At 69.8% G+C, this 20,393-nt stretch carries 18 protein-coding genes; 1 reads left to right on the top strand and 17 read right to left on the bottom strand.

Annotated elements, in window-relative coordinates; all coding sequences use genetic code 11:
• Window positions 1-12 precede the first annotated feature (12 nt).
• From cydC to MRBLWH10_RS00845, 5 genes are read right to left on the bottom strand one after another with little or no spacing between them, the layout of a single operon-like run.
• A complete protein-coding gene (cydC, locus tag MRBLWH10_RS00865) occupies window positions 13-1,668 on the bottom strand; it encodes a thiol reductant ABC exporter subunit CydC (protein ID WP_341941293.1) in 1,656 nt (551 codons plus the stop codon).
• A complete protein-coding gene (gene cydD, locus MRBLWH10_RS00860; RefSeq protein WP_341941292.1) occupies window positions 1,665-3,443 on the bottom strand; it encodes a thiol reductant ABC exporter subunit CydD in 1,779 nt (592 codons plus the stop codon). The genes cydC and cydD overlap by 4 nt, the downstream gene beginning before the upstream one ends.
• Window positions 3,440-4,462 (bottom strand): cytochrome d ubiquinol oxidase subunit II, encoded by a 1,023-nt coding sequence (cydB, locus tag MRBLWH10_RS00855; protein ID WP_341941291.1) that lies wholly within the window; start codon window positions 4,460-4,462, stop codon window positions 3,440-3,442. Before cydB ends, cydD begins: the two co-directional genes overlap by 4 nt.
• A 16-nt stretch (window positions 4,463-4,478) precedes the next feature.
• Entirely contained in the window at window positions 4,479-5,894 is a 1,416-nt protein-coding gene (locus MRBLWH10_RS00850) for a cytochrome ubiquinol oxidase subunit I (protein WP_105672892.1), read from the bottom strand.
• Window positions 5,881-6,531 carry an ArsR family transcriptional regulator gene (locus tag MRBLWH10_RS00845; RefSeq protein ID WP_223585876.1) on the bottom strand — a complete coding sequence of 217 codons (651 nt, stop codon included), beginning with the start codon at window positions 6,529-6,531 and terminating at the stop codon, window positions 5,881-5,883. The genes MRBLWH10_RS00850 and MRBLWH10_RS00845 overlap by 14 nt, the downstream gene beginning before the upstream one ends.
• A gap of 250 nt (window positions 6,532-6,781) precedes the next feature.
• Here MRBLWH10_RS00845 and radA point away from each other — a divergent pair, with 250 nt between their 5' ends.
• Window positions 6,782-8,149 carry a DNA repair protein RadA gene (gene radA / locus MRBLWH10_RS00840; RefSeq protein ID WP_341941290.1) on the top strand — a complete coding sequence of 456 codons (1,368 nt, stop codon included), beginning with the start codon at window positions 6,782-6,784 and terminating at the stop codon, window positions 8,147-8,149.
• A 117-nt stretch (window positions 8,150-8,266) separates the two neighbouring features.
• On the opposite strand, the gene MRBLWH10_RS00835 is transcribed toward radA, so the two are convergent.
• The 12 genes from MRBLWH10_RS00835 to MRBLWH10_RS00780 form a co-directional block, all read right to left on the bottom strand.
• The gene (locus MRBLWH10_RS00835) at window positions 8,267-8,677 is read right to left on the bottom strand and encodes a dehydrogenase (RefSeq protein WP_105672895.1); all 411 of its coding nucleotides are present in this window, start codon (window positions 8,675-8,677) and stop codon (window positions 8,267-8,269) included.
• 402 nt (window positions 8,678-9,079) lie between these two features.
• The gene (locus MRBLWH10_RS00830) at window positions 9,080-9,724 is read right to left on the bottom strand and encodes a hypothetical protein (protein ID WP_341941289.1); all 645 of its coding nucleotides are present in this window, start codon (window positions 9,722-9,724) and stop codon (window positions 9,080-9,082) included.
• A 9-nt stretch (window positions 9,725-9,733) separates the two neighbouring features.
• Complete coding sequence (locus MRBLWH10_RS00825; RefSeq protein WP_223585874.1) at window positions 9,734-10,237, bottom strand: amino-acid N-acetyltransferase; 504 nt, start codon at window positions 10,235-10,237, stop codon at window positions 9,734-9,736.
• 120 nt (window positions 10,238-10,357) lie between these two features.
• Window positions 10,358-10,747 carry a Rieske 2Fe-2S domain-containing protein gene (locus tag MRBLWH10_RS00820; protein WP_105672898.1) on the bottom strand — a complete coding sequence of 130 codons (390 nt, stop codon included), beginning with the start codon at window positions 10,745-10,747 and terminating at the stop codon, window positions 10,358-10,360.
• On the bottom strand, window positions 10,744-11,061 hold the full coding sequence (locus MRBLWH10_RS00815; protein ID WP_105672899.1) for a hypothetical protein: 318 nt from the start codon (window positions 11,059-11,061) through the stop codon (window positions 10,744-10,746). The genes MRBLWH10_RS00820 and MRBLWH10_RS00815 overlap by 4 nt, the downstream gene beginning before the upstream one ends.
• A 1-nt stretch (window position 11,062) precedes the next feature.
• Window positions 11,063-12,328: an amidohydrolase family protein gene (locus tag MRBLWH10_RS00810; protein ID WP_105672900.1), complete on the bottom strand. Its 1,266-nt coding sequence runs from the start codon at window positions 12,326-12,328 to the stop codon at window positions 11,063-11,065.
• Between the two features lie 29 nt (window positions 12,329-12,357).
• Window positions 12,358-13,512 carry an ABC transporter ATP-binding protein gene (locus MRBLWH10_RS00805; RefSeq protein ID WP_105672901.1) on the bottom strand — a complete coding sequence of 385 codons (1,155 nt, stop codon included), beginning with the start codon at window positions 13,510-13,512 and terminating at the stop codon, window positions 12,358-12,360.
• Between the two features lie 40 nt (window positions 13,513-13,552).
• Window positions 13,553-14,671, bottom strand: coding sequence for an extracellular solute-binding protein (locus MRBLWH10_RS00800; protein WP_341941288.1), 1,119 nt, complete (start codon window positions 14,669-14,671; stop codon window positions 13,553-13,555).
• 20 nt (window positions 14,672-14,691) lie between these two features.
• Entirely contained in the window at window positions 14,692-16,461 is a 1,770-nt protein-coding gene (locus tag MRBLWH10_RS00795; RefSeq protein WP_341941287.1) for an iron ABC transporter permease, read from the bottom strand.
• Window positions 16,462-16,646: 185 nt separating this feature from the next.
• Window positions 16,647-17,696 carry an aminotransferase class I/II-fold pyridoxal phosphate-dependent enzyme gene (locus MRBLWH10_RS00790; protein WP_341941286.1) on the bottom strand — a complete coding sequence of 350 codons (1,050 nt, stop codon included), beginning with the start codon at window positions 17,694-17,696 and terminating at the stop codon, window positions 16,647-16,649.
• Window positions 17,697-17,811: 115 nt separating this feature from the next.
• On the bottom strand, window positions 17,812-18,492 hold the full coding sequence (locus MRBLWH10_RS00785; protein WP_105672905.1) for an FCD domain-containing protein: 681 nt from the start codon (window positions 18,490-18,492) through the stop codon (window positions 17,812-17,814).
• Between the two features lie 178 nt (window positions 18,493-18,670).
• Entirely contained in the window at window positions 18,671-20,284 is a 1,614-nt protein-coding gene (locus MRBLWH10_RS00780; protein WP_341941284.1) for a thiamine pyrophosphate-binding protein, read from the bottom strand.
• Window positions 20,285-20,393: the final 109 nt, after the last annotated feature.

Here is a 20,393-nt window from a genome sequence, read left to right as displayed (position 1 = left end):
CTTCGTGCGACCTCAGACCGTGCGGCCACCCTCGAGCCGGACGACGCGGTCGACCGTGCCCGCAGGCGGGGCGACGTGCGAGATGAGCAGCACCGACTGCTCCCCCGCGGCGCGCAGCAGATCCCGCAGCAGCGCATCTGATGCCGCGGGGTCCACGCCAGCGGTCGGCTCATCCAGCACGAGCACCGGGAAGCCCCGGAGCAGCGCCCGCGCGAGTGCGATCCGCTGGGCCTGACCGCCGGACACCAGCGCACCGCGGTCCCCGACCCGAGCGTCGAGCCCTCCACGCTCGGCCACCCACGCTCCGAGATCGACCCTGTCGAGGACGTCGAGCAGCTCGGCATCCGTCGCCGTGTCCCTCGCGAACAGCAGGTTCTGCCTGAGGTCTTCGTCGAACAGCTGCGGGCTCTGCTCGCACAGGCCGATGGTCCGGCGCAGCGCTGCGCCCGAGAGCGACGAGGCGTCCATGCCGTCGAGGGCATACTCGCCCTCGACGCGGAGGAAGCCGACGAGCACGGCGGCCAGAGAGCTCTTGCCCGCACCGCTCGGGCCCGAGACGAGCACCCGCTCCCCCGGGGCGAGATCGAGGTCGACCCCCGCGAGCGCGACGGCCCCGCCCGGCCAGTGCGCGCGAGCTCCGCGGAGCCTCAGCGTCGGCACCCCGCCGAAGTCGGCATCCGCTCCGTCATCCGAGCGGAGCTCTCGCGGCGCCTCATCCGGGAGGACATCGGCGATGCGCTGGGCGCTCGCCCTGACGCTCCGCCACGACGACGCGGCGATCGGCACGGCCCCGAAGATCTCGAACACCACCATCGGCACCAGCACGACGACGGCCAGCCACGGCCCGTCGATCGCCCCGGAGAGGATGCCGGGAGCCGCGACCGCCAGCGCCCACGCGGATGCCGCTCCGGCCGCGACCGACACCACGCCGGCCGCGATCGCCTGAGCGAGGGACGCACGGCCGACCGCACGGCGCAGGGCCCGATCGGCATCCGCGATGCGCCCGCGTGCCTGCTCCTCCGCGCCGTAGGCGATCAGCACGTCGAGGCCACCGAAGTAGTCGACCAGGGCGGCCGACAGATCCGCTCGACGCGACGACAGCGACGCCTCCGCACGCGAGCCGAACAGCCATCCGAGCCCCACGGCGGCGCCCGCCGCGATCAGCAGGCACGCGGCGAGCGCGAGCGCGGCGGGCGGCGAGATGATCGCCACGACCCCGACGGCGCCGACCGCGACCACCCCGGCGACCGCCAACGGCTGGACCACGCGCAGCGGGAGATTCTGCAGGTTCTCGACGTCGTCGACCAGCGCGGAGAGCACCCGGCCGTGATCGGTGCCGCCGAGGCCAGCGGGCGACAACGGGATCAATCGCCGCACCAGATCCGAACGGGTGCGGGCGAGCTGGCGGAGGGCCGCATCGTGCCCGGTCAGACGTTCGAGGTAGCGCGTCACCGCGCGGGAGACCGCGAAGAAGCGCACGCCGACCACCGCGATCGACAGCGGCACCAGAGAGTCCACGATCGAGGCGCTGACGATCAGCCAGCCGCTCACCGCGAGCAGGCTCACCGCGGCGGCCGCCGACAGCACGCCCCAGACGAGGCCGGGGAGGAAGCGGAGGAACGGCGGCTGGGCCCGCCGCAGGATCGCGGACACGGAGGCGCCGGTCATGCGTCCACCCCCAGGTCGACGACGCGGTCGGCGATGTCGCGGGCCGATCGACGGTGCGAGACGAGCAGGATCGTCGCCCCGGCATCCGCGCGCTCGCGCAGGCTCGTCCACAGCCGTGCCTCCGTGTCGGGGTCGAGGGCGCTGGAGGGCTCGTCGAGCGCGAGGACCCGGTGGGCGCCGCGCGCGTGCCGATACAGAGCCCTGGCCACGGCCACCCGCTGCGCCTGCCCTCCGGAGAGCCCGCTGCCCTGCACGCCGAGCTCCCGGTCAGGGTCGAGCGCTCCGGCGCAGGCCGCGGCGAGGGCGGAGCGGATGCCGTCGGCATCCGGCTCCCGATCGCCGAGGGCCACGTTCGCGGCGATGGTCCCGCGGCTCAGCTGCGGCCGCTGCCCCGACCAGGCGAGCCAGTCGGCGGGGCTCAGGTGACGGACGTCCGCGCCCCCGAACGCCGCAGAGCCGTCGAACGGGACCGCTCCGCGGAGCGCCGCGAGCAGGCTCGACTTGCCCGCTCCGCTCGGCCCCTCGATGAGCGTGATGGTTCCGGGCTCTGCGGTGAAGGAGACGGGCGCGAGATCGCGCACGCGCAGGTCCTCGACGACGAGGTGCGCGGGCGCGGCGGTCCGTAACTCCTCAAAAACGGCCCGTTCGCCGCTCTCCAGGCCGTCTCCGCGTCGATCCAGCCAGGTTTGTGAGGAGTTGTGAACCGGGCGAGGGCCTCCCCCCGCATGCGCTCCCGGTTCTCCGGAGTTCTGGCGCGCCCCCACCGCAGCACCGGCGACCGACGCACCGGCTGTCGCGGCACCGGCTCCCGCAGCACCGGCTCCCGCAGCACCGGCCGCGTCGAGCACCTCGAACACGTCCTCCGTGGCGGCGACGCCCTCGGCCGCGGCGTGGAACTGCACGCCGACCTGACGGATCGGCAGGAACGCCTCGGGCGCGAGGAGCAGCACGAACAGTCCGACCTCGAGCGACAGGTCGCCCGCGAGCAGCCGGAACCCGATCGACACCGCGATCAGGGCCACGGCCAGCGACGCGAGCAGCTCCATCGCGAAACCCGAGAGGAAGGAGAACCGCAGCACCTTCATGGTCTCGCGGCGGTAGTCGTCTGCCGTCGCCTCGATGCGGTCGGCCGCACGCCGGTCGCGTCCGAACAGCCGCAGCGTCGACAGCCCCTGCACGGTGTCGGCGAACCGCACGGCGAGGGTCTGGAGCGTCTGCCACTGGCGGCGCTGCACGGTGCGCGTCGCCATGCCGATGAGCACGAGGAACAGCGGGATCAGCGGGAGCGTGATGATCGCGGTGAGGCCGCTGAGCCAGTCCTGCCACCACATGACGGCGACGAGCACCGGGGTCGCGATCACCGTCAGCACGAGCTGCGGGATGTACCGCGCGAAGTACGCGTCCAGAGCCTCGAGCCCGTGCCCCGCGGTGACCGCGAGAGAGGCGCGGTTGCGGTGTGCGAGCCACCCGGGTCCGAGCCGCCCCACCGCGGAGATCAGCGCGGCCCGCAGCTGCGCACCCGTCGCCGCCGCGGCGCGCGTGCCCGCGGCGTCCGACGCGGCGATCAGCAGTCCGCGGATGCCGGCGAGCCCGAGCAGCCACAGGATCGACGCCGTCACGTCGCGCCCCGCGACGGCGCCGGTGACGGCATCCGTCAGCATCCACGCGAACGCGACCGTGACCGCCGTCTGCGCCACGCCGATCAGCGCGGATGCCGCGACGAACACCCGTGCGGCACTCGCGTACCGCAGCAGACGGGGGTCGAGGGGCTTCACGCGTGCGCCGGAGCCGCCTCGATGTGACTGCGCCGGACGCGCTTGCGGAACACCCAGTACGTCCAGCCCTGGTAGAGCAGCACGAGCGGCATCGCGACCAGTGCGGTCCAGCTCATGATCTGCAGCGTGTACGGGGTGCTCGACGCGTTCTCGATCGTGAGGCTGTACGCCGGGTCGATGGTCGACGGCATCACGTACGGGAACAGCGCGCCGAACAGCATCACGACCGCACCGGCCACGGTCACCGCGGCGGCGGCGAACGCCCAGCCGTCGCGTCCGCGGAGCGAGAAGACGACTGCTCCGATGAGAGCGACCGCGGCGAGAGCGCCGCATCCGATCACCATCCACAGCAGCGGCGCCTCCCGCCCTGCCGCCATGACGATCGTCCAGACGACCGTGCCGGCCGCGGCGAGGATCGTGGGCACCGCCGCGAGGCGGACCAGACGACGCGCATCCTCGTGCACCTGCGCGTCGGTCTTCAGGGCGACGAACAGCACGCCGTGCAGGAAGAACAGCAGCAGCGTCGTCACGCCGACGAGCAGCGCGTACGGGTTCAGCAGCGACAGCAGCCCGCCGACGAAGATGTGGTTCTCATCGAGGGCGACGCCCTGCACGATGTTGCCGAAGGCCACGCCCCACAGGAGCGCGGGGACGACGGAGCCGATCACGATCATCCGGTCGAAGCCGCGCTTCCACTTCAGCGAGTCGCGCTGGTGCCGGTACTCGAACGAGACCCCGCGGAGGATGAGCGCGAGCAGGATCAGCAGGAGCGGGAGGTAGAAGCCGCTGAACAGCGTCGCGTACCACTCGGGGAACGAGGCGAACAGGCAGGCGCCGGCGACGATGACCCAGGTCTCGTTGAGATCCCACACGGGGCCGATGGTGTTGATCACCTGACGGCGGGAGACGTCGTCCTTGCCGAGGAACGGCAGCGACATACCCACGCCGAAGTCGAATCCGTCGAGCACGAAGTAGCCGACGAAGAAGAAGGCGACGATCCAGAACCAGAGGTATTCCACGGTCTTCTCCTTTCTCTCAGTAGACGACAGACGACAGCTGGGCCGTCTCCTCGTGGGGCTGCTCTGTGGTGTCGGGGCCCTTCTGCGCGGCCTTCACGATGAGTCGGATCTCGACGACGGCGAGCGCCGCGTAGATCGCCGTGAAAGCGATCAGCGAGATGAGCACCTCGACGCCCGAGACGCCCGGCGAGACGCCGTCCTGCGTGGTCATGAGCCCGAACACGATCCAGGGCTGCCTGCCCATCTCGGTGAAGACCCAGCCCATGATGTTGGCGACGAGCGCGAGGGGGAACGACCAGATCGCGAGCTTCCACATCCAGGGAGCCGGGGGCTTCTTGGCGCCCTTGCGGGTCAGCCAGAGGCCGACGACGGCGACGAGCGCTGCGGCCATGCCGAGGCCGATCATCCAGCGGAACGCCCAGTACGTGACCCACAGGATCGGGGCGAACTCGGTCAGCCCGGTGTCGGCGAAGGTCGTCGCGTACTCGGCGTTGAGATCGTTGATGCCGTGCACGCAGGCGTCGAACGTGTGCGTCGACAGCAGCGACAGCAGGTACGGCACGCGGATGGAGAACAGCTCGGAGCTGCCGTCGGGGGTGCCCAGCGTGAACAGGCTGAACGAGGCGTCAGGGCCGCAGACCGTGTTGAACGTGGCCTCGGCCGCCGCCATCTTCATCGGCTGCGCGGCGTACATCGCGAGGCCCAGCTGGTCGCCCGTGAGCACGACGCCGGCGGTCGAGACGATCATCGCCCACAGACCGAACTTGAGCGAGATGCGCATGGTGTCGAAGTGCTGGCCGCGTGCGAGGTGCCAGGCCGAGACCGAGATCACGACGCCGGCGGCGAACATCAGGGCGCCGAAGATCGTGTGCGGGAAGGCGGCGAGCGCGACCGGGTTGGTCAGCAGCGCCCAGAAGTCGGTGAGCTCCGCCCGGTTCGTCTCGGGGTTGAAGGTGTAGCCGACCGGGTTCTGCATGAACGCGTTGGCGGCGATGATGAAGTACGCCGACAGGATGCTGCCGATCGAGACGCACCAGATGGTGGCCAGGTGCAGCTTCTGCGGGAGCTTGTCCCAGCCGAAGATCCACAGCCCGATGAAGGTCGCCTCGAAGAAGAAGGCGAGCAGCCCCTCGAAGGCCAGCGGGGCGCCGAACACGTCGCCGACGAAGCGGGAGTAGTCCGACCAGTTCATGCCGAACTGGAACTCCTGCACGATGCCGGTGACCACGCCCATGGCGAAGTTGATCAGGAAGATCTTGCCGAAGAAGCGGGTCAGGTGCAGGTACTGGACCTTGCCGGTGCGCACCCACGCGGTCTGGAAGATCGCCGCGACCAGCGCCATGCCGATCGTCAGCGGCACGAACAGGTAGTGGTAGACGGTGGTGAGGCCGAACTGCCATCGGCTCAGCGCCAGCGGATCAAGCCATTCCATGTGTCGCTCCTCGCACTTCGATCGACGGCACTCGCGCGTCGCCCAGCTGCACCGTGCACTCCGACTGCTCGCCGCGCACGCACTCCGCGGTGAGCGGCCCGCCGACCTCGGCGAGCACTCCCTGCATCAGGCTCAGATGGACCTGGCACAGCACGGGACGATCCTCCGGTCGCGCCGCCGCGTGAGGGCAGGGCGAGAGATCGACGGTCAGGCGCTCGTCGTCGACGACGGGCTCGAATCCGCTCTCCTCCAGGTGCTCGATCAGCGCGTCGAGCTGGTAGTCGGCCTCGCGTCCGAGTTCGGATGCCGCGGCCGGCAGCATCCTGCGCATGAGGTCTCCTCGCGCCGCCGCGGCCTTCGCCTTGTCGCGAGCGACGGCGCTGGAGGCCCCGGGGGCTCCCGTCGCGGCGCTGTAGAGGGTGCGAGGACGGCCGCGGGTGGAGCGGCGCTCGACCTCGGCGATCACGTAGCCGCCGTCGATCAGACGCTGCAGGTGCTCGCGCACGGTGTTGGCGTGGAGCCCGGTGGCCTCGCACAGCTCGCCGATCGAGCGGTCGGCTCGACTCTGCACCAGATGCAGGATCTGCACCCGGGAGAAGCTGGAGATCGGCCCGCAGACGGGCCCGGCGCTGGCCATGTCTCCATTATGTTCCGCCGCTCGGGGGCGCCGTGAGAATAGGGCCGTGAATAATGCCCGATCGCGATAGGGATGTCGGATGCCGCCGATAGCGGGGCCGTATGAGCATCGGCACGACCCGTCGAGGATGCCTAGGAAACGGATACTCCGGCACGCGTCCGGCCCGACCTCGTCATGCCGGGGCGGTCGCACGGACGCCCGCGGCATCCGCCGTGGCCCCGGTGTCGGATGCCGCGGATAGCCTTGACCCATGGCCGCCCGAAAACCCGCTCCTCCCGCGTACGTCTGCACGGAGTGCGGGTGGACCACCGCCAAGTGGGTCGGGCGCTGCGGCGAGTGCCAGCAGTGGGGCACCGTGCAGGAGCAGGGCGCCCAGACCGGCATCCTCAATCGGGTGACGGCCCTGGCCCCTTCTGCCGATCGCGCGGCCCGCCCGATCACCCAGATCACGACGACGGATGCCCCTCGCCGCACGAGCGGAGTCGGCGAGTTCGACCGTGTGCTGGGCGGCGGCATCGTGCCCGGTGCGGCGATCCTGCTCAGCGGCGAGCCCGGTGTCGGCAAGTCCACGCTCCTGCTCGAGGTCGCGGCTCAGGCCGCACGGGCAGACCGCCGCGTGCTCTACGCGAGCGCCGAGGAGTCGCCGGCGCAGGTGCGGCTGCGCGCGGAGCGCACCGGCGCCCTGCACGACGAGCTGTACCTGGCGAGCGAGACCGACCTCGCGACGATCCTCGGGCACATCGACGAGGTGCGCCCGCAGCTCGTGATCGTCGACTCGGTGCAGACGGTGTCGTCGTCGCTGAGCGACGGCGCGGCCGGTCAGCCGAGTCAGGTGCGTGAGGTCGCGGCGACGCTCATCAGAGTCGCCAAGGAGCGCAGCCTGCCGATCATCATCGTGGGCCACGTCACGAAAGACGGACAGGTCGCCGGCCCCCGCGTGCTCGAGCACCTGGTCGACGTCGTCTGCCATTTCGAGGGCGACCGTCAGACCTCGCTGCGGTTCCTCCGCGCGCTCAAGAACCGCTTCGGTCCGACCGATGAGGTGGGCTGCTTCGAGATGACCGGAGACGGGATCTCCGAGGTGCCAGACCCCTCAGGTCTGTTCCTGTCGCAGGGGGCGACCGAGCCGGGCACGTGCGTGGCGATCGCGCTCGAAGGCCGGCGCGCGATGCCGGTGGAGGTGCAGGCGCTCACCGTCAGCTCGTCGGCACCCAACCCGCGCCGGGTGGTGCACGGACTCGACGCCTCCCGCGTGGCGATGGTGCTGGCCATCCTCGAGAGGCGCGCCGGCATCCCGACGAGCTCTCTCGACGTGTACGTGTCGACGGTCGGCGGGGTGCGGTTCACCGAGCCGGCAGCAGACCTCGCGATCGCGATCGCGGTGGCGGGGTCGATCCAGCACAGCTCGGTGCCGCGCACGGTGGCCGCGGTGGGAGAGCTCAGCCTGGCCGGCGAGGTGCGCCCGGTGACGCAGGCCGCGCAGCGTCGGTCGGAGGCCGCGCGACTGGGCTACGAGCAGGTGATCGACGATCGCTCGAAGACGCTCCGCGCGGCGCTCGGCGACATCCGCGCGCGCAGTGCCGCTCGACGCGACGAGCGCGACATCCCGCCGTTCTGAGCGGCGAGCGGAGCATGAAGCGTTTCGTCTCGCTCCGCTCGCTCAACGATCAGAACCCGTCCCGCGGTCATCGAGCGAGGAGCACCGTGACCAGGCGACACGTCCCTCAGCCGCGGCTCAGGCGTCGAGGGCCTTCAACAGCTCCTCCGGCGAGGCCTGCATCGGATGCGGGCCGGCGATGTCGAGGAACACCGTCGTGATCGGGTGCGTGACGAGGAACTTCCGCAGCCAGTCGGCCGAGTAGATCCCCACGCCCGGGGGCAGGTTCGCAGGCTTGTTCTTGGCGTCGCTGAACAGCAGCAGCGCGAGGTCGCCGCTCTTCGGGTCGCGGTAGGTCCACACCTCGCCGCTGTCGAGGGGGTTGTCCCGCGCACCCGGCGTGATGAGGGGCACGACCGTGGTGCCGTGCCGAAGGGCCAGCGCGACGGCCGCGACGTCCTGCTTCTCCAGGGCCTGCGCCAGAGCATCCGACCGGAAGTCCTCCGGCGCCGGCTTCTTCTTGGCGGGCTTCGCCTTCTTCGCTGCCATGACTCCAGCCTATTCGGCTCCACCGACGAGACGCGCTCGACCTGAACGCACCCCGGCGGTCGGGCACGGCACAGCGAGGCGCACGGGATGCCGCGGCGCTCCGCCTCCGAGGCGAGCGCGGCGCCGCATCGGGCACCGCGCGAATTTTCACGGCCCTGCGTCACGCGGCGGGCGAAGCCCCGCGGATACGATTGGGGCCCTCTCGAGTCCCACATTGGGGACTGGGGTACTCGAGAGGGCCCTCGAACTCTCGAGCGGCAAGTGTCGAAGCGCTGGGGACGCTGTAAGTCGACGCCACTGGGGATGGCATGTGATGCCGCATGTTCCCGAGAGTCAAGTCAATGGTATCCCAAAGAATCCGTGCTGTCTGCACGAATTCTGAGTTCACTGCGGTATTCGCGCTCAATAGAGCAGAATCTGCTTCGATCCCGCGGCCGGGAAGCCGCCGATCTGCACGTCGACGTGGTACGAGGCCCCTCCACCGGGGGCGCGCGGACGGTTCTCCGATCCGCACGTCTCCACGCTCGACCGGGTGCGATCCCACGCGACGGGCGTCTTGCTCTCGACGGTCGCGCCCGCGGCGAGCGTCGCGATCATGCTGCTCGGATTCTCCTGGCAGTCCGTCGACCGCCACCACACGTCGTCGCCGCTGGAGACCGTGAAGACCTGGGTCGTCGAGCCGACGTCCATCGTGCAATCGGCCGCGCCGTTGTTGGTGAGGCGGATAGAGAGCTGCGGCAGCACGCCGGGCTGGTAGCTCTCGGCATCCGTCACCGCCTCGACGACGATGTCCTTCGCCTCGCACGCGACGACACCCGGAGTCTCGGAAGCCGTGGGTTCGCCGCTCGGGGTCTCGGCGGCGTCCGTCGAGGTCGCGGTCGGAGTCGCCGACGACGATGCCGTCGGTGCGGGCTTCTCGGCGGCGCCCGCCCACGGCCGGGCGATCAGCAGCCACGCGGCGACGCCGATCACGGCGATGAGCAGGATCAGCCCGAGGAGCAGGACGAGCCGCCGACGACGGTAGACGGCTGCGGACTGACGGGGCATTCCTCCAGGCTAACCGAGGCTCTTGAGCATCCTGGTGTTGCCGAGCGTGTTCGGCTTGACGTGGGCGAGATCCAGGAACTCCTCGACGCCGGCGTCGCCGCTGCGGAGCAGCTGCGAGTACACATCGGGGTCGACGACCTGCTCGCCGATCGGGGTGAACCCGCGGCGCCCGAAGAACTCCACCTCGAAGGTCAGGCAGAACAGCCGCGAGAGTCCGAGCGTCCTGGCGTTGTCTTCGAGGCGATCGACGATCGCACGGCCGACGCCGTGGTGCAGCCACTCGTCGTTCACCATCAGGGTGCGGACCTCGCCGAGGTCCTCCCAGAACACGTGCAGCGCACCGCATCCGATCAGCACGCCGTCGGACTCGGCGACGACGAACTCCTGCACGGCGCCGTAGAGCACCGCCAGGTCCTTGCCCAGGAGGATCCGCTGCTCGACCATCGGCTGCAGCAGATTGCGGATGCCGATCACATCGGCGCTGCGCGCCGGCCGGACGATGTACTCGCTCACACCTCAAGCCTAGAACCACGCGCCCGCATGGACGCTGAACCGCGAATCCGTGCCCGCACCGACACCGGGGGGCATGAAGGAGGGGCGGATGCCGCGGCATCCGCCCCTCTCGGGATCCTGCTAGACGGTGACGATCACGTCGTCGCCGTCGACTCGTACGGGGACCGGGCGCAGCCCCACCCTCTGATCAGCGGGGTGCTTGCCGGTGAGGATGTCGAACTCGAAGCCGTGCCAGGGGCACACGATGTTGCGGTCGGTCGGGTGGAACCCGGGTCCGCCGCTCTTGAGGCCGTCCTCTCCCCTGACCAGCTGCACGGTGCGCGGCATGATCTTGCCCTGGCACACCGGGCCGCCCTGATGAGGGCAGACGTTGTACCAGGCGCGCACCTGATCGGCGTGGAAGTAGACGCCGAGCTCGGTGCCCTCCACGTCGACGACGATGCGCTCGCGCTCCTTGAGGTCGCCGAGGCTGGCGACCCTGACGTCTCTGCGGACCACTCGGGCGCTCATTCGGCCCTCCGGTACCAGATCGCCATGTCGAAGAGGTTCACGTCGGCGGCGTCGAGCAGGGCCGTGACGAGCACGACGGTCTCGGTGGCGTTCAGCGCGTCCTCGCGGATGGGCCAGGAGATCTTGCCCACGCGGTCGGTCTTGGCGGAGAACAGGCGGGCGGCGGCGTAGAGGACGTCGGCGATGTGCTCGTCGGAGACCTCGGCGCCGCGCTCCTCCTGCGCGATCCGAGCGGTGAGCTCCCCGAGCCGGGCGACGAGCCCGTCGAGCTCGGCGGCGACGGAGGAGACGGCGGTGGTGGTGTCAGTGGTCATGTCACGAGATCCCTGGTCGCTCCGCGAGCACCTGCTCGGCGGATGGCTTCTGTCGGTCGGTGGGGAGGTTGAACACGCGCGCCGCGTTCAGCCCGAGGATGTTGCGCTTGGCCTGCTCCGAGAGGAACGGCAGCCGCGTGATGGTCGACGGGGCGTCCCAGTCCCAGTGCGGCCAGTCCGAGGAGTACAGCAGCTGCGTCTCGGCGTTGAACGACTTCATGGTGGCCTCGAGCAGCTCCATGTTGGTGCGCTCCATGGGCTGCGTGGTGTACCACATCTCCTTCATGTACTCGCTCGGCAGCCGCTTCAGTCCCGGCGCCTCGCTCGGCCGCATGAGCACCTCGTGGTCCAGGCGCTGCATGAGGAAGGGGATCCACGCGAGACCGCTCTCGACCCACACCATCTTGAGCTTCGGGAAGCGCTCGGGCATCGCGTTGATGATCCAGTTGGTGACGTGGATCTGGTTGTAGTGCGTGAACGACAGCGCGTGCATCGACAGGAACCGGTTCAGCTGCGAGAACGACGGGTCGCCCCAGTGGTAGCCGGAGTGGAATGCGAGCGGCTTGCCGCTGTCCTCGATGAGCTTGTAGAGGCGCGTGTAGACATCGGAGTGCACCGGGTTGTTGCGGGTCGAGCACACCGTGTAGCCGATGATGCCCGGGTCGTCGGCGTACTTCTCGACGAGCTCCTCGCACACCTCCGGCGTGTTGTACGGCAGATAGAGCATGCCCTTCAGACGCGGGTTCGGCGGCAGGATGACCTCGGTCAGCCAGCGGTTGAACGCGCGGCCGAGCACCACCTCGACCTCGTCCTGCGGGTGCATGCCGAGCATGAGCATCGCGCTGGGGAACACGACCTGGAAGTCGAGGCCCATGGCGTCCATGCCGCGGCGGGCCGCCGTGACGAACGGATGCCCCTCGCCGGGGTCCACCGGCTCCTTGCGCCCCTGGTGGCCGATGCGGCCGCCGACGCTCTGGTGCGACATGCCGGGCTGGATGTTCAGCAGCGCGTTGTTGCCGCCGAAGCCGTGGAACTGGCTGAGGCCCAGATCGCGCCACACGTCGTTGTCGATGAGGTCGAGCACCTCGCCCCAGAAGTGGTCCTCCGAGACGTGCGCGTCGATGTCGACGATGAAGTAGTCGTCGTAGTCCTCCTTCGCCTGCTTGGTGGCGTGCGAGAGCACGTCGCGGCTGTCGGAGCGTCCGCCGATCTCGGCGAGCTCGCGGATGCGCGGCGCGTCGGATCGGGGGGTGGGCAGATCACTCATGTTCTTCCTCTCTGAAGGTCGGGGGCGCCTCAGCGCGGGGAGACGATCGCGTTCGTCTCGATGGTCAGGTAGTCGTCCTCCGACGCCTGGCGGCTGATGACGACGGCGCGGGCGGGGTTGACCGCGAACCGCAGCTCGTCGCCGGCCTGCGGTACGGCATCCGGGCTCAGGTCCGAGGTCTCGACGCGGACGCGCAGGGGCAGGCCGTCGACCCGGACGAGGAGGTTCACCGCGCTGCCGAGGTAGGTGGTGCGCTCCACGGTTCCGGTGAAGCGCCCCGCGCCGGATGCCGTGTCGTCCGTCGTCCTGACGTGGGCGGCACGGAAGGCGATGTCGGCGCGGTCGCCGACCGCGACGGAGGAGGTCGCGGTGCCGGCGACGACGAGGGAGGTGCCGTCGACGCGGACATCGGCGACGCCGCCGCTCACGGCGACGACGGATCCGGGGAGGATGTTCTGGAAGCCCATGAAGTCGGCGACGTAGGCCGACTGCGGGCGGTCGTAGAGCTCCGCCGGGGCGCCGTCCTGGACGATCTCGCCCTCGCTCATCACGATGATGCGGTCGGAGAGCGTGATCGCCTCCTCCTGATCGTGCGTGACGTAGACGGAGGTGGTCTCGAACTGGTTGTGCAGCGCCCGCACCTGCTGCCCCATCTGGTAGCGGAGCTTGGAGTCGAGGTTCGACAGGGGCTCGTCGTAGAAGATGATGCCCGGCCGGGCGGCCAGAGCACGCGCCAGTGCGACGCGCTGCTGCTGACCGCCCGACAGGGCGGTGACCGGACGCTTCTCGAACTCCGCGAGGCCGACGGCGGCGAGCATCTCGCGCATCCGCTTCTGGCGGTCCTGCGCTCCGAGCCTGGCCACCCTGAGCGGGTAGGCGACGTTCTCCGCCACGCTCATGTGCGGCCAGAGCGCGTAGCTCTGGAACACCATTCCGACCTGACGCTTGTCCGCGGGGACGAACGTCTTGCGGTCGGTGTCGACCACGATGCGATCGCCCATGGTGATGCGGCCCGTGGTCGGACGCTCCAACCCGGCCAGGCAGCGCAGCGTCGTCGTCTTGCCGCAGCCCGAGGGGCCGAGCAGGGTGACGAATTCGCCGGAGCCGATCGTGAGATCGAGTCCGTGCAGTGCCGACTTGCCGCCGTACCGCTTGGTGAGTCCGGAAACCAGGACCTCAGTCATGGGTGTCTCGCCTTCTCGCAGGAGATTCGGGAAAGGGGTGCTACTTCGTGAACTGCTCGGTGATGAAGTCGAAGTAGGGCTGGTTGAACTCGGGGTCGGAGTTCGCGAACGGGACGCGCTTGAGCTCGTTCAGCGGCGGCGTGCCCTCGGGGCCGGGGGCCTCGGGGGTCCAGCCGTAGGAGCGGTTCTTCTCGGCGAGCGCCTGCTGACCCTCGGGCGAGTAGAGCCAGTTGATGTAGAGCTGCGCGGCGTCGGGGTGCGGGCTCTTGTCGATGATGCACATGCCGGTGCGCGACATGAAGTTGCCGCCGTCGTCGAGCGGGAAGACCGCGGCGATCGGGCCGCCCTTCTCCTTCACGTCCTCGTAGAAGCCCTGGTACACGGCGATGCCGATCGGGAACCGGCCGCTCGCGACGTCCGCGGGCACGTTCGGCTCGGACTGCGCGAACTGCACGTCCTGCGCGGCGAGCTTCTCGATGTACGGCTTGCCCCAGGTGTCTTCGCTCTCGGGGACCATGAGCGAGGTGAGGATGTAGCGGATGCCGCCGGGCACCGTCGGGTCGCCGACGGTGATCTTGCCCTTCCACTTCGGGTCGAGCAGGTCGTCCCAGTTCTTCGGCGCCTCGTCCTCCTTGACCATGTCGGTGTTGTAGACGAAGACGAAGTAGCGCATCGCGTAGTAGGTCAGCCGGCCGTCGAAGTCGCCGGGGATCTCGAAGCCGTCTGGCGCCGTGCGCACGTCGGCCTGGGTGCAGATGCCGTCTTCGGCGGCGACCTGTGGCGACTCTCCGCCGTCGTAGATGTCGGCGATCTTGCTGCCGCTCTGGGCCTCGGCCTCGATCTTGGTGATGCTCTGCGCATCGGGCTGGTCCTGCTGGACCATCTTGATGCCGGGGAAGCGGTCGGTGAAGACCTTGAACAGGTCCTTCTGCGCCGAGACGCTGGGGCCGTACAGGACGATGTCGGTCTTGCCGTCGGCGACCGCCTTGTCGTACAGCTCGTTCATGTGCGCGTTGCCGTCGGCGGTCGCGCCGGGCACCTCAATCGGCTTGTCGGGCTTGGCGGCGGCTCCGCCCGACGAGCAGGCGGTCAGGGCGGTGAGCGCACCGACGGCGATGAGAGCCGTGGTGAGCCGTGCTGTCTTGCGGGAGAACGTCATTATTCTGCCTCTCGGGTGTGTCAGGGTGTGATGCGGGTGAGGGGGACTGCGGGCGCGGCGCCTGTGCGTCCGCGCAGTCGCGTGCCGAGCTTCAGGGAGAGCGCGGCGATCGCGAGCACGGCCATGGCCGCGACGAGGATGATCATGAAGAGGGCGGCGCCCTGCGACATGTTGCCCTGGAGGAACTGCTGGAACGCGGTCAGCGAGACCGGCTGAAGTCCGGGCGGGGCGAGCAGCATCGGCACGGCGAGGTTGCCGGAGATGAACAGCGCCGAGAGGAACCAGCCCGACAGGAAGCTGGGGATGACCAGGCGCAGCACGATCGACAGCAGCACCCGCCAGGATCCGGCGCCCGAGGTGCGACCCGCCTCCTCCAGCTCCGGCGACAGCTGCGCGAGAGCGCCTTCCGCGATCCGGCTGGACACCGGGATGGTCGCCACGATGAGCACGAGCGTCATGAGGAAGGCCGAGCCGTAGAGACCGCGGAACGCCGGCACGTAGAGCACCGCGAACATGTAGGCGAGCGCCAGCACGATACCGGGGAGCGCCCACGGGATCCACACCGCGAACGACGTGTACGAGCGGATGAAGCCGGTGCGGCGTGCCGTGACGTACGCGGTGAGCATGGCGATCGCGATGGAGCCGAACCCGCCGATCACGGCCAACCAGGCGGTGAGCGCGAGGCTCGAACTGAACACGGGGTCGGTGAGCATCTCGACGTAGTTGTCGAAGGTCAGGCCGGTGCTCATGACCCCGAAGATCGGCTGCAGGCTGCCGAGGATCATCGCGAACAGCGGCAGCACGAGGTTGAGCAGCATGAACACGACGATCAGGGCGGTGAACACCCAGCGCACCGGGCCCAGCTCCTGCGGCTCGCGGCGTGACGTCTTGCCGGTGAGGGTCGTGAAGCTGCGACCGCGCAGCAGCCACCGCTGGGCGATGAAGAGGGCGAGGACGAGCACGATGAGCACGAGGGAGAGCGCGAACGCCTTGGTGTACTCGGCCGGGGCCTGGTCGCGCACGTAGTGGTAGATCTGCGTGGAGAACACGAAGATGTTCGCCTGACGGCCGATCAGCTGGGGGCTGTCGAACGCCTGGAACACGAGGACCGCGATGAGGATGGCCGCGCCCGTGATCGCCGGCCCGACCGAGGGGAGCGTGATCGTGAAGAACGTCCGCACCGCGCCGGCGCCGCTGATCGCCGCCGCCTCGTCGAGGGACTGGTCGCGGTTCTTGAACGCGCCGAGCATGAGCAGGTACGCGAAGGGCATGTAGCCGAGCGACATCAGCAGGATCAGGCCGCCCCAGCCCTGGATGTTCATGAACGGCTCGGTGGCGCCGAGCATCCGGGCGAACTGGTTGATGAGGCCGTTCTGCGCGTTGCCGAGCATGATCCAGCCGAGCGTGTGGAACAGCGGCGGCACGAAGAGGTTCACCGCCATGAGCGGCGTGAGGAGCGTGCGGCCGGGGACGTTGGTGTTCGCGGCGACCCAGGCGAACAGCCCACCGCCGGCGACCGAGATCGTGCCGCAGACGAGCACGAGGATCACGGAGTTCCCCATCGTCGACCAGGTCGTCGGGTCCTGGAACGCCTCGACGAGGCCGCCGATCGTGAACGGGATGTTGTCGGAGGGGAGGCCGTCGCGGAAGGCGCCGATCACGATCATCGACACCGGGAACACGAAGATCAGGGTGAGCGCGGCGATGAAGACGGCCCACAGCGTGCCGCCGGTGACCGCCCGGCGCTGCGATGCACGCCGGTCGCGCTCGAAATCGATCGTCGCAGTCACTGCCGTTCCCTTCGCGCACACTGTGCGGGTCTGCGCCGCGGTCCGGTTCGGGTCCGAACCGCGGCGTTCGTGATGTCTGTCAGCGTACGAACCGTCGGGTGGACGGTTCTTCGGCGGCGGCTCCGAAGTCCTCTCCCCCGCCTCCGACACTGTGTCGGACGGGGGTCGGCATCGAGCCGCGAGGGTCAGAGCAGGGCGGCGAGTGCGGCGTCGTTCTCGGCCGGGAGGCCGACGGTGACGCGAACGCCCCCCGCATGCGGGAAGGGCCGGGCGAGCACGCCCTGCGCCTCGAAGCGCTCCAGCAGCTCGTCGGCATCGCCGTGCACGAAGAGGAAGTTCGACTGGCTCGGCAGGAACGAGACCCCGCCGGCGCGCAGCGCCTCCTGCATCCGCTCCCGCTCTGCGACGATCACCGCGATGCGCTCGGCGGCGACGGCCTCCCCCGCGGGGCTGAACGCGGCGATGACCGCAGCCTCGGCGACGCTGTTCAGCGCGAAGCCGACAGAGGTGCGGCGCAGCGCCTCGGCGATACGAGGGGAGGCGGCCGCGTACCCGGCGCGGATACCGGCGAGCCCGTGCGACTTCGACAGCGTGCGCAGGATGACGAGGTTGGGGAACTCGTCGAGCAGTGCGGTCGTCGCCTCGAGAGGCTCGGCGGTGACGAACTCGCGGTACGCCTCGTCGAGCACGACGAGGACGGTCGACGGCACGTCGCGGAGGAAGGAGCGGATGCCGTCGGCGTCGACGAACCCGCCGGTGGGGTTGTTCGGGTTGCAGAGGTACGCGATGCGCGTCTCGGGCGTGATCGCGGCGGCCATGGCCGCGAGGTCCATCGCGCCGTCCTCGGCGAGGGCCACGGGGGTGCTCTGGGCGCCGGCGAGCGCGAGGGCCGCGGGATAGGCCTCGAAGGAGGGCCAGCAGTAGACGCCGTGCACTCCGGGCTCGCACACGAGGCGGGCGAGTCCGTGCAACAGGGACCCGGAGCCGTTGTCGATCGCGATGCGCTCGACGTCGAGCCCCATGGCGTCGGCGACGGCCGTACGGGCGGCGGTGCGGTGGTAGTCGGGGTAGCGGTGCGTCGAGCGGGCCGCCTTCTCCATGGCGTCGACGATCACCGGCGCCGGCTCCCAGGGCATCTCGTTCTGGGAGAGCCGGATGGGGGGCAGGGAGACGCGGGCAGGACGGTTGGGAGCGGCCAGCATCTTGTCGATCACGCTGCGGAACTCGAGAGTCATAGGGGCGCCTCCTCGGGGCGAGGGCAATTATCAATATTGAATATGAACATTATTGAAACGGACCTCCCCTGTCAACCCTCCAGGGGCGGATCTCAGGCTCGGGAAGCCCGGGATATCAGGACAGGACGGCCGCCATCGACGAGCCGCGGTGACGCTCGACCGCCGACGAGGCGAGCGCGTGATCGCGACGGGCGACGGCGGCGGCGAAGTCGAGATGGGTCTGCAGCCGCTCGGGCGTGGTCGGCGCCGTCGCGCCCTCCAGCTCCTCCACGATGATGTAGTCGACGAGGTTCGTGTAGAGGCTCCGGAGCAGCTCGTTCGGAGTGATGCGCGCGATGCGCGCGTGCAGCGCCCAGTTCGCGTTCGACGCCTCCGGCGTGCCCCACGCGGCCTTCAGCGCGTCGGCGCAGCGCTGCACCTCGGCGATGTCGGCATCCGTGGCGAACTCCACGGCGTCGTGCAGGATCGTGCTGTCCAGCGCGTCGAGGACCCGCAGGCAGTTCGTCACGGTCGCCGTGCTCTCCCGCAGCCGCAGCAGCTGATCGCTGAGCTGGGTGAACGGCGAGCGGTCGGCGACGAAGATGCCGCCGCCGGGGCCGGGCTTGGCGTCGACGATGCCCCGCGAGCGCAGCAGCTGGATGGCCTCGCCGAGGGTGGCCGGGGCGACGCCGAACCGCGCGGAGAGCTCCTGCCGCCGCCCGATGAAGTGACCGGGCTTCCAGGCCTCCGTCGTGATCTCCTGCTCCAGCGCGCGGGCGACCTGCACCGCGACGGCGGCATTCGTGATCTGCGACACCGCGCACCCCCTTCGTTTCCCGTGACGACGCACCGAGCGCACGCGTGTCTACACAGTAGACGCACGCAGACGGAGCGCGCACCCGGCGATCGATTATATTGATCACCCTCTGTCCCGGAGCGTCCATGACGCCCCGGAGACGGCGGGGACCGGCGCGACCGGACCCCGCCGTCAGGGATCAGTGCTTGCGCTCGTGGATGAATCCCCACGGCGACGGGAACACGTCGACGGGCACCTTGATCACGGCGGGCCGCCCGTTCAGGATCGCCTCGCCGATCGCGCGCTGCACGGCATCCGCATCCTGTGCGAGCGAGAAGTCGATGCCGAACGCCATCGCGAGCAGCTCGAAGTCGGGGTTCGTGAGGTCGGAGCCGATGAAGCGCCCCCCGTAGGTGTCGCGCTGGATGCGCCACACGTTTCCGAACCTGCTGTCCTCGAACAGCACCGTGATGAGAGGGATGCCGTACTTCTTGGCCGTGGCGAACTCCTGCAGCGACCAGCCGATACCACCGTCGCCGGTGACGACGACCACGGGGCGGTTGCCCGCGCCGACCGCGGCACCCAGCGCCGTGGGCATGGCGTAGCCGAGCGTGCCCTGATAGCCCGGCCACACGTAGGAGCGCGGCGCCTGCACCGGGAAGCCGTAGGTGGAGACGTAGCCGATCTGGGTGAGCTCGTTCACGAAGATGCCGTCGGCCGGCAGCGCGGCGCGGATCGCGTCGACGAACGCCATCTGCGGAGCGACCTGCTCGCGGACGCGGGCCTCACCCTCCGCACGGAGGCGGGCGATCTCCGCACCCCAGCCCTCCTGCGGCCGCAGCCGCTCGACGAGGGCCGCGAGCACGGCGGTGGCGTCGGCGTTCACGGAGATGTCGGGGCGACGCGGAGCGCGCAGATCGTCGGGGTCGACGTTCACGAGCGCGAGGCGGGCATCGCCGACGTTCAGCTGCTGACCGAACGGGGTGAGGAAGCGGCTGCCGAAGGAGACGACGGCATCCGCCGACTCGCGCAGCTCCCACAGGGAGAACGCGGGGAGCGCGTGCGGGTCGCGCGCGTCGATGGCTCCGCGGCCGTTCTCGCTCATCACGACGGGGGCGTCGAGCAGCTCGGCGAGGCGGGACAGCAGCTCGAAGGCGCGCTGTCCGCGGACGCCGCCGCCCACGTGGATGACCGGTCGGCGGCTCGCACGCAGCAGCGCGGCGATCTCGGCCACCCCGTCTTCCGGTGCGACCGGCGGCTCGACGGCGAACGGCTCCCCCACCTCGACGTCGATCTCGGCGTGCAGGAGGTCGGGGCCGAGCTCGAGCGCGACGGGACGGGGCCGCCCCGTGCGCATCTGGCGGAAGCCCTCGTGCACGAGCTCGGGGATCTCCTCGGCGCGCGTCGGCCGTGCCGTCCACTTGGTGAGACCCTCGATGGTCTCGCTCTGCTTCGGGATCTCGTGCAGGGCGCCGAGACCCGAGCCGACGAGCGTCGACGGGATGGTGCCGGCGAGCAGCATGATCTGCGAGGAGCACGCGTAGGCGGTGGCCATGCCCGCACCCGCGTTGAGGACGCCGGGTCCGGGGACCACCATCGCGACGCCGGGGCGCCCGGTGACGCGGTGATAGCCGTCTGCCATGTAGGTGGTGCTCTGCTCGTGCCGCGGCACCATCAGGTGCACCTCGTCCTGGCGGCGGTACATGCCGTCGGTGAGGCCGTCGAGCTGGACTCCGGGGATGCCGAACACCGTGTCGGTCCCCTCGCTGATCAGAGCCTGGGTGAGCGCGTCGCCGCCTGTCATCTTCGCCATACTGGTCGCCTCTCGTGTAATTGACTATAATGAATATAGATCTAATCTCCGCTGCGCGACAAGTCGGCCGGTTCTCCGGCATCCGATCCACGGCGCGGAGGAACGGAAG

The sequence above is a fragment of the Microbacterium sp. LWH10-1.2 genome, assembly GCF_038397765.1.
Lineage (GTDB): Bacteria > Actinomycetota > Actinomycetes > Actinomycetales > Microbacteriaceae > Microbacterium > Microbacterium natoriense.
The sequence above is the reverse complement of the archived record's forward strand: the minus strand, read 5'-3'. Positions and strand labels throughout refer to the sequence as shown.

What these genes read in the sequence shown, in the direction of transcription:
- MRBLWH10_RS00815 (WP_105672899.1), bottom strand. Translation starts at nt 11,061, where the DNA reads ATGACCACTGACACCACCACCGCCGTCTCCTCCGTCGCCGCCGAGCTC.
- MRBLWH10_RS00810 (WP_105672900.1), bottom strand. Translation starts at nt 12,328, where the DNA reads ATGAGTGATCTGCCCACCCCCCGATCCGACGCGCCGCGCATCCGCGAG.
- MRBLWH10_RS00790 (WP_341941286.1), bottom strand. Translation starts at nt 17,696, where the DNA reads ATGACTCTCGAGTTCCGCAGCGTGATCGACAAGATGCTGGCCGCTCCC.
- radA (WP_341941290.1), top strand. Translation starts at nt 6,782, where the DNA reads ATGGCCGCCCGAAAACCCGCTCCTCCCGCGTACGTCTGCACGGAGTGC.
- MRBLWH10_RS00800 (WP_341941288.1), bottom strand. Translation starts at nt 14,671, where the DNA reads ATGACGTTCTCCCGCAAGACAGCACGGCTCACCACGGCTCTCATCGCC.
- MRBLWH10_RS00805 (WP_105672901.1), bottom strand. Translation starts at nt 13,512, where the DNA reads ATGACTGAGGTCCTGGTTTCCGGACTCACCAAGCGGTACGGCGGCAAG.
- MRBLWH10_RS00830 (WP_341941289.1), bottom strand. Translation starts at nt 9,724, where the DNA reads ATGCCCCGTCAGTCCGCAGCCGTCTACCGTCGTCGGCGGCTCGTCCTG.
- MRBLWH10_RS00850 (WP_105672892.1), bottom strand. Translation starts at nt 5,894, where the DNA reads ATGGAATGGCTTGATCCGCTGGCGCTGAGCCGATGGCAGTTCGGCCTC.
- MRBLWH10_RS00835 (WP_105672895.1), bottom strand. Translation starts at nt 8,677, where the DNA reads ATGGCAGCGAAGAAGGCGAAGCCCGCCAAGAAGAAGCCGGCGCCGGAG.
- cydC (WP_341941293.1), bottom strand. Translation starts at nt 1,668, where the DNA reads ATGACCGGCGCCTCCGTGTCCGCGATCCTGCGGCGGGCCCAGCCGCCG.
- MRBLWH10_RS00780 (WP_341941284.1), bottom strand. Translation starts at nt 20,284, where the DNA reads ATGGCGAAGATGACAGGCGGCGACGCGCTCACCCAGGCTCTGATCAGC.
- MRBLWH10_RS00845 (WP_223585876.1), bottom strand. Translation starts at nt 6,531, where the DNA reads ATGGCCAGCGCCGGGCCCGTCTGCGGGCCGATCTCCAGCTTCTCCCGG.
- MRBLWH10_RS00820 (WP_105672898.1), bottom strand. Translation starts at nt 10,747, where the DNA reads ATGAGCGCCCGAGTGGTCCGCAGAGACGTCAGGGTCGCCAGCCTCGGC.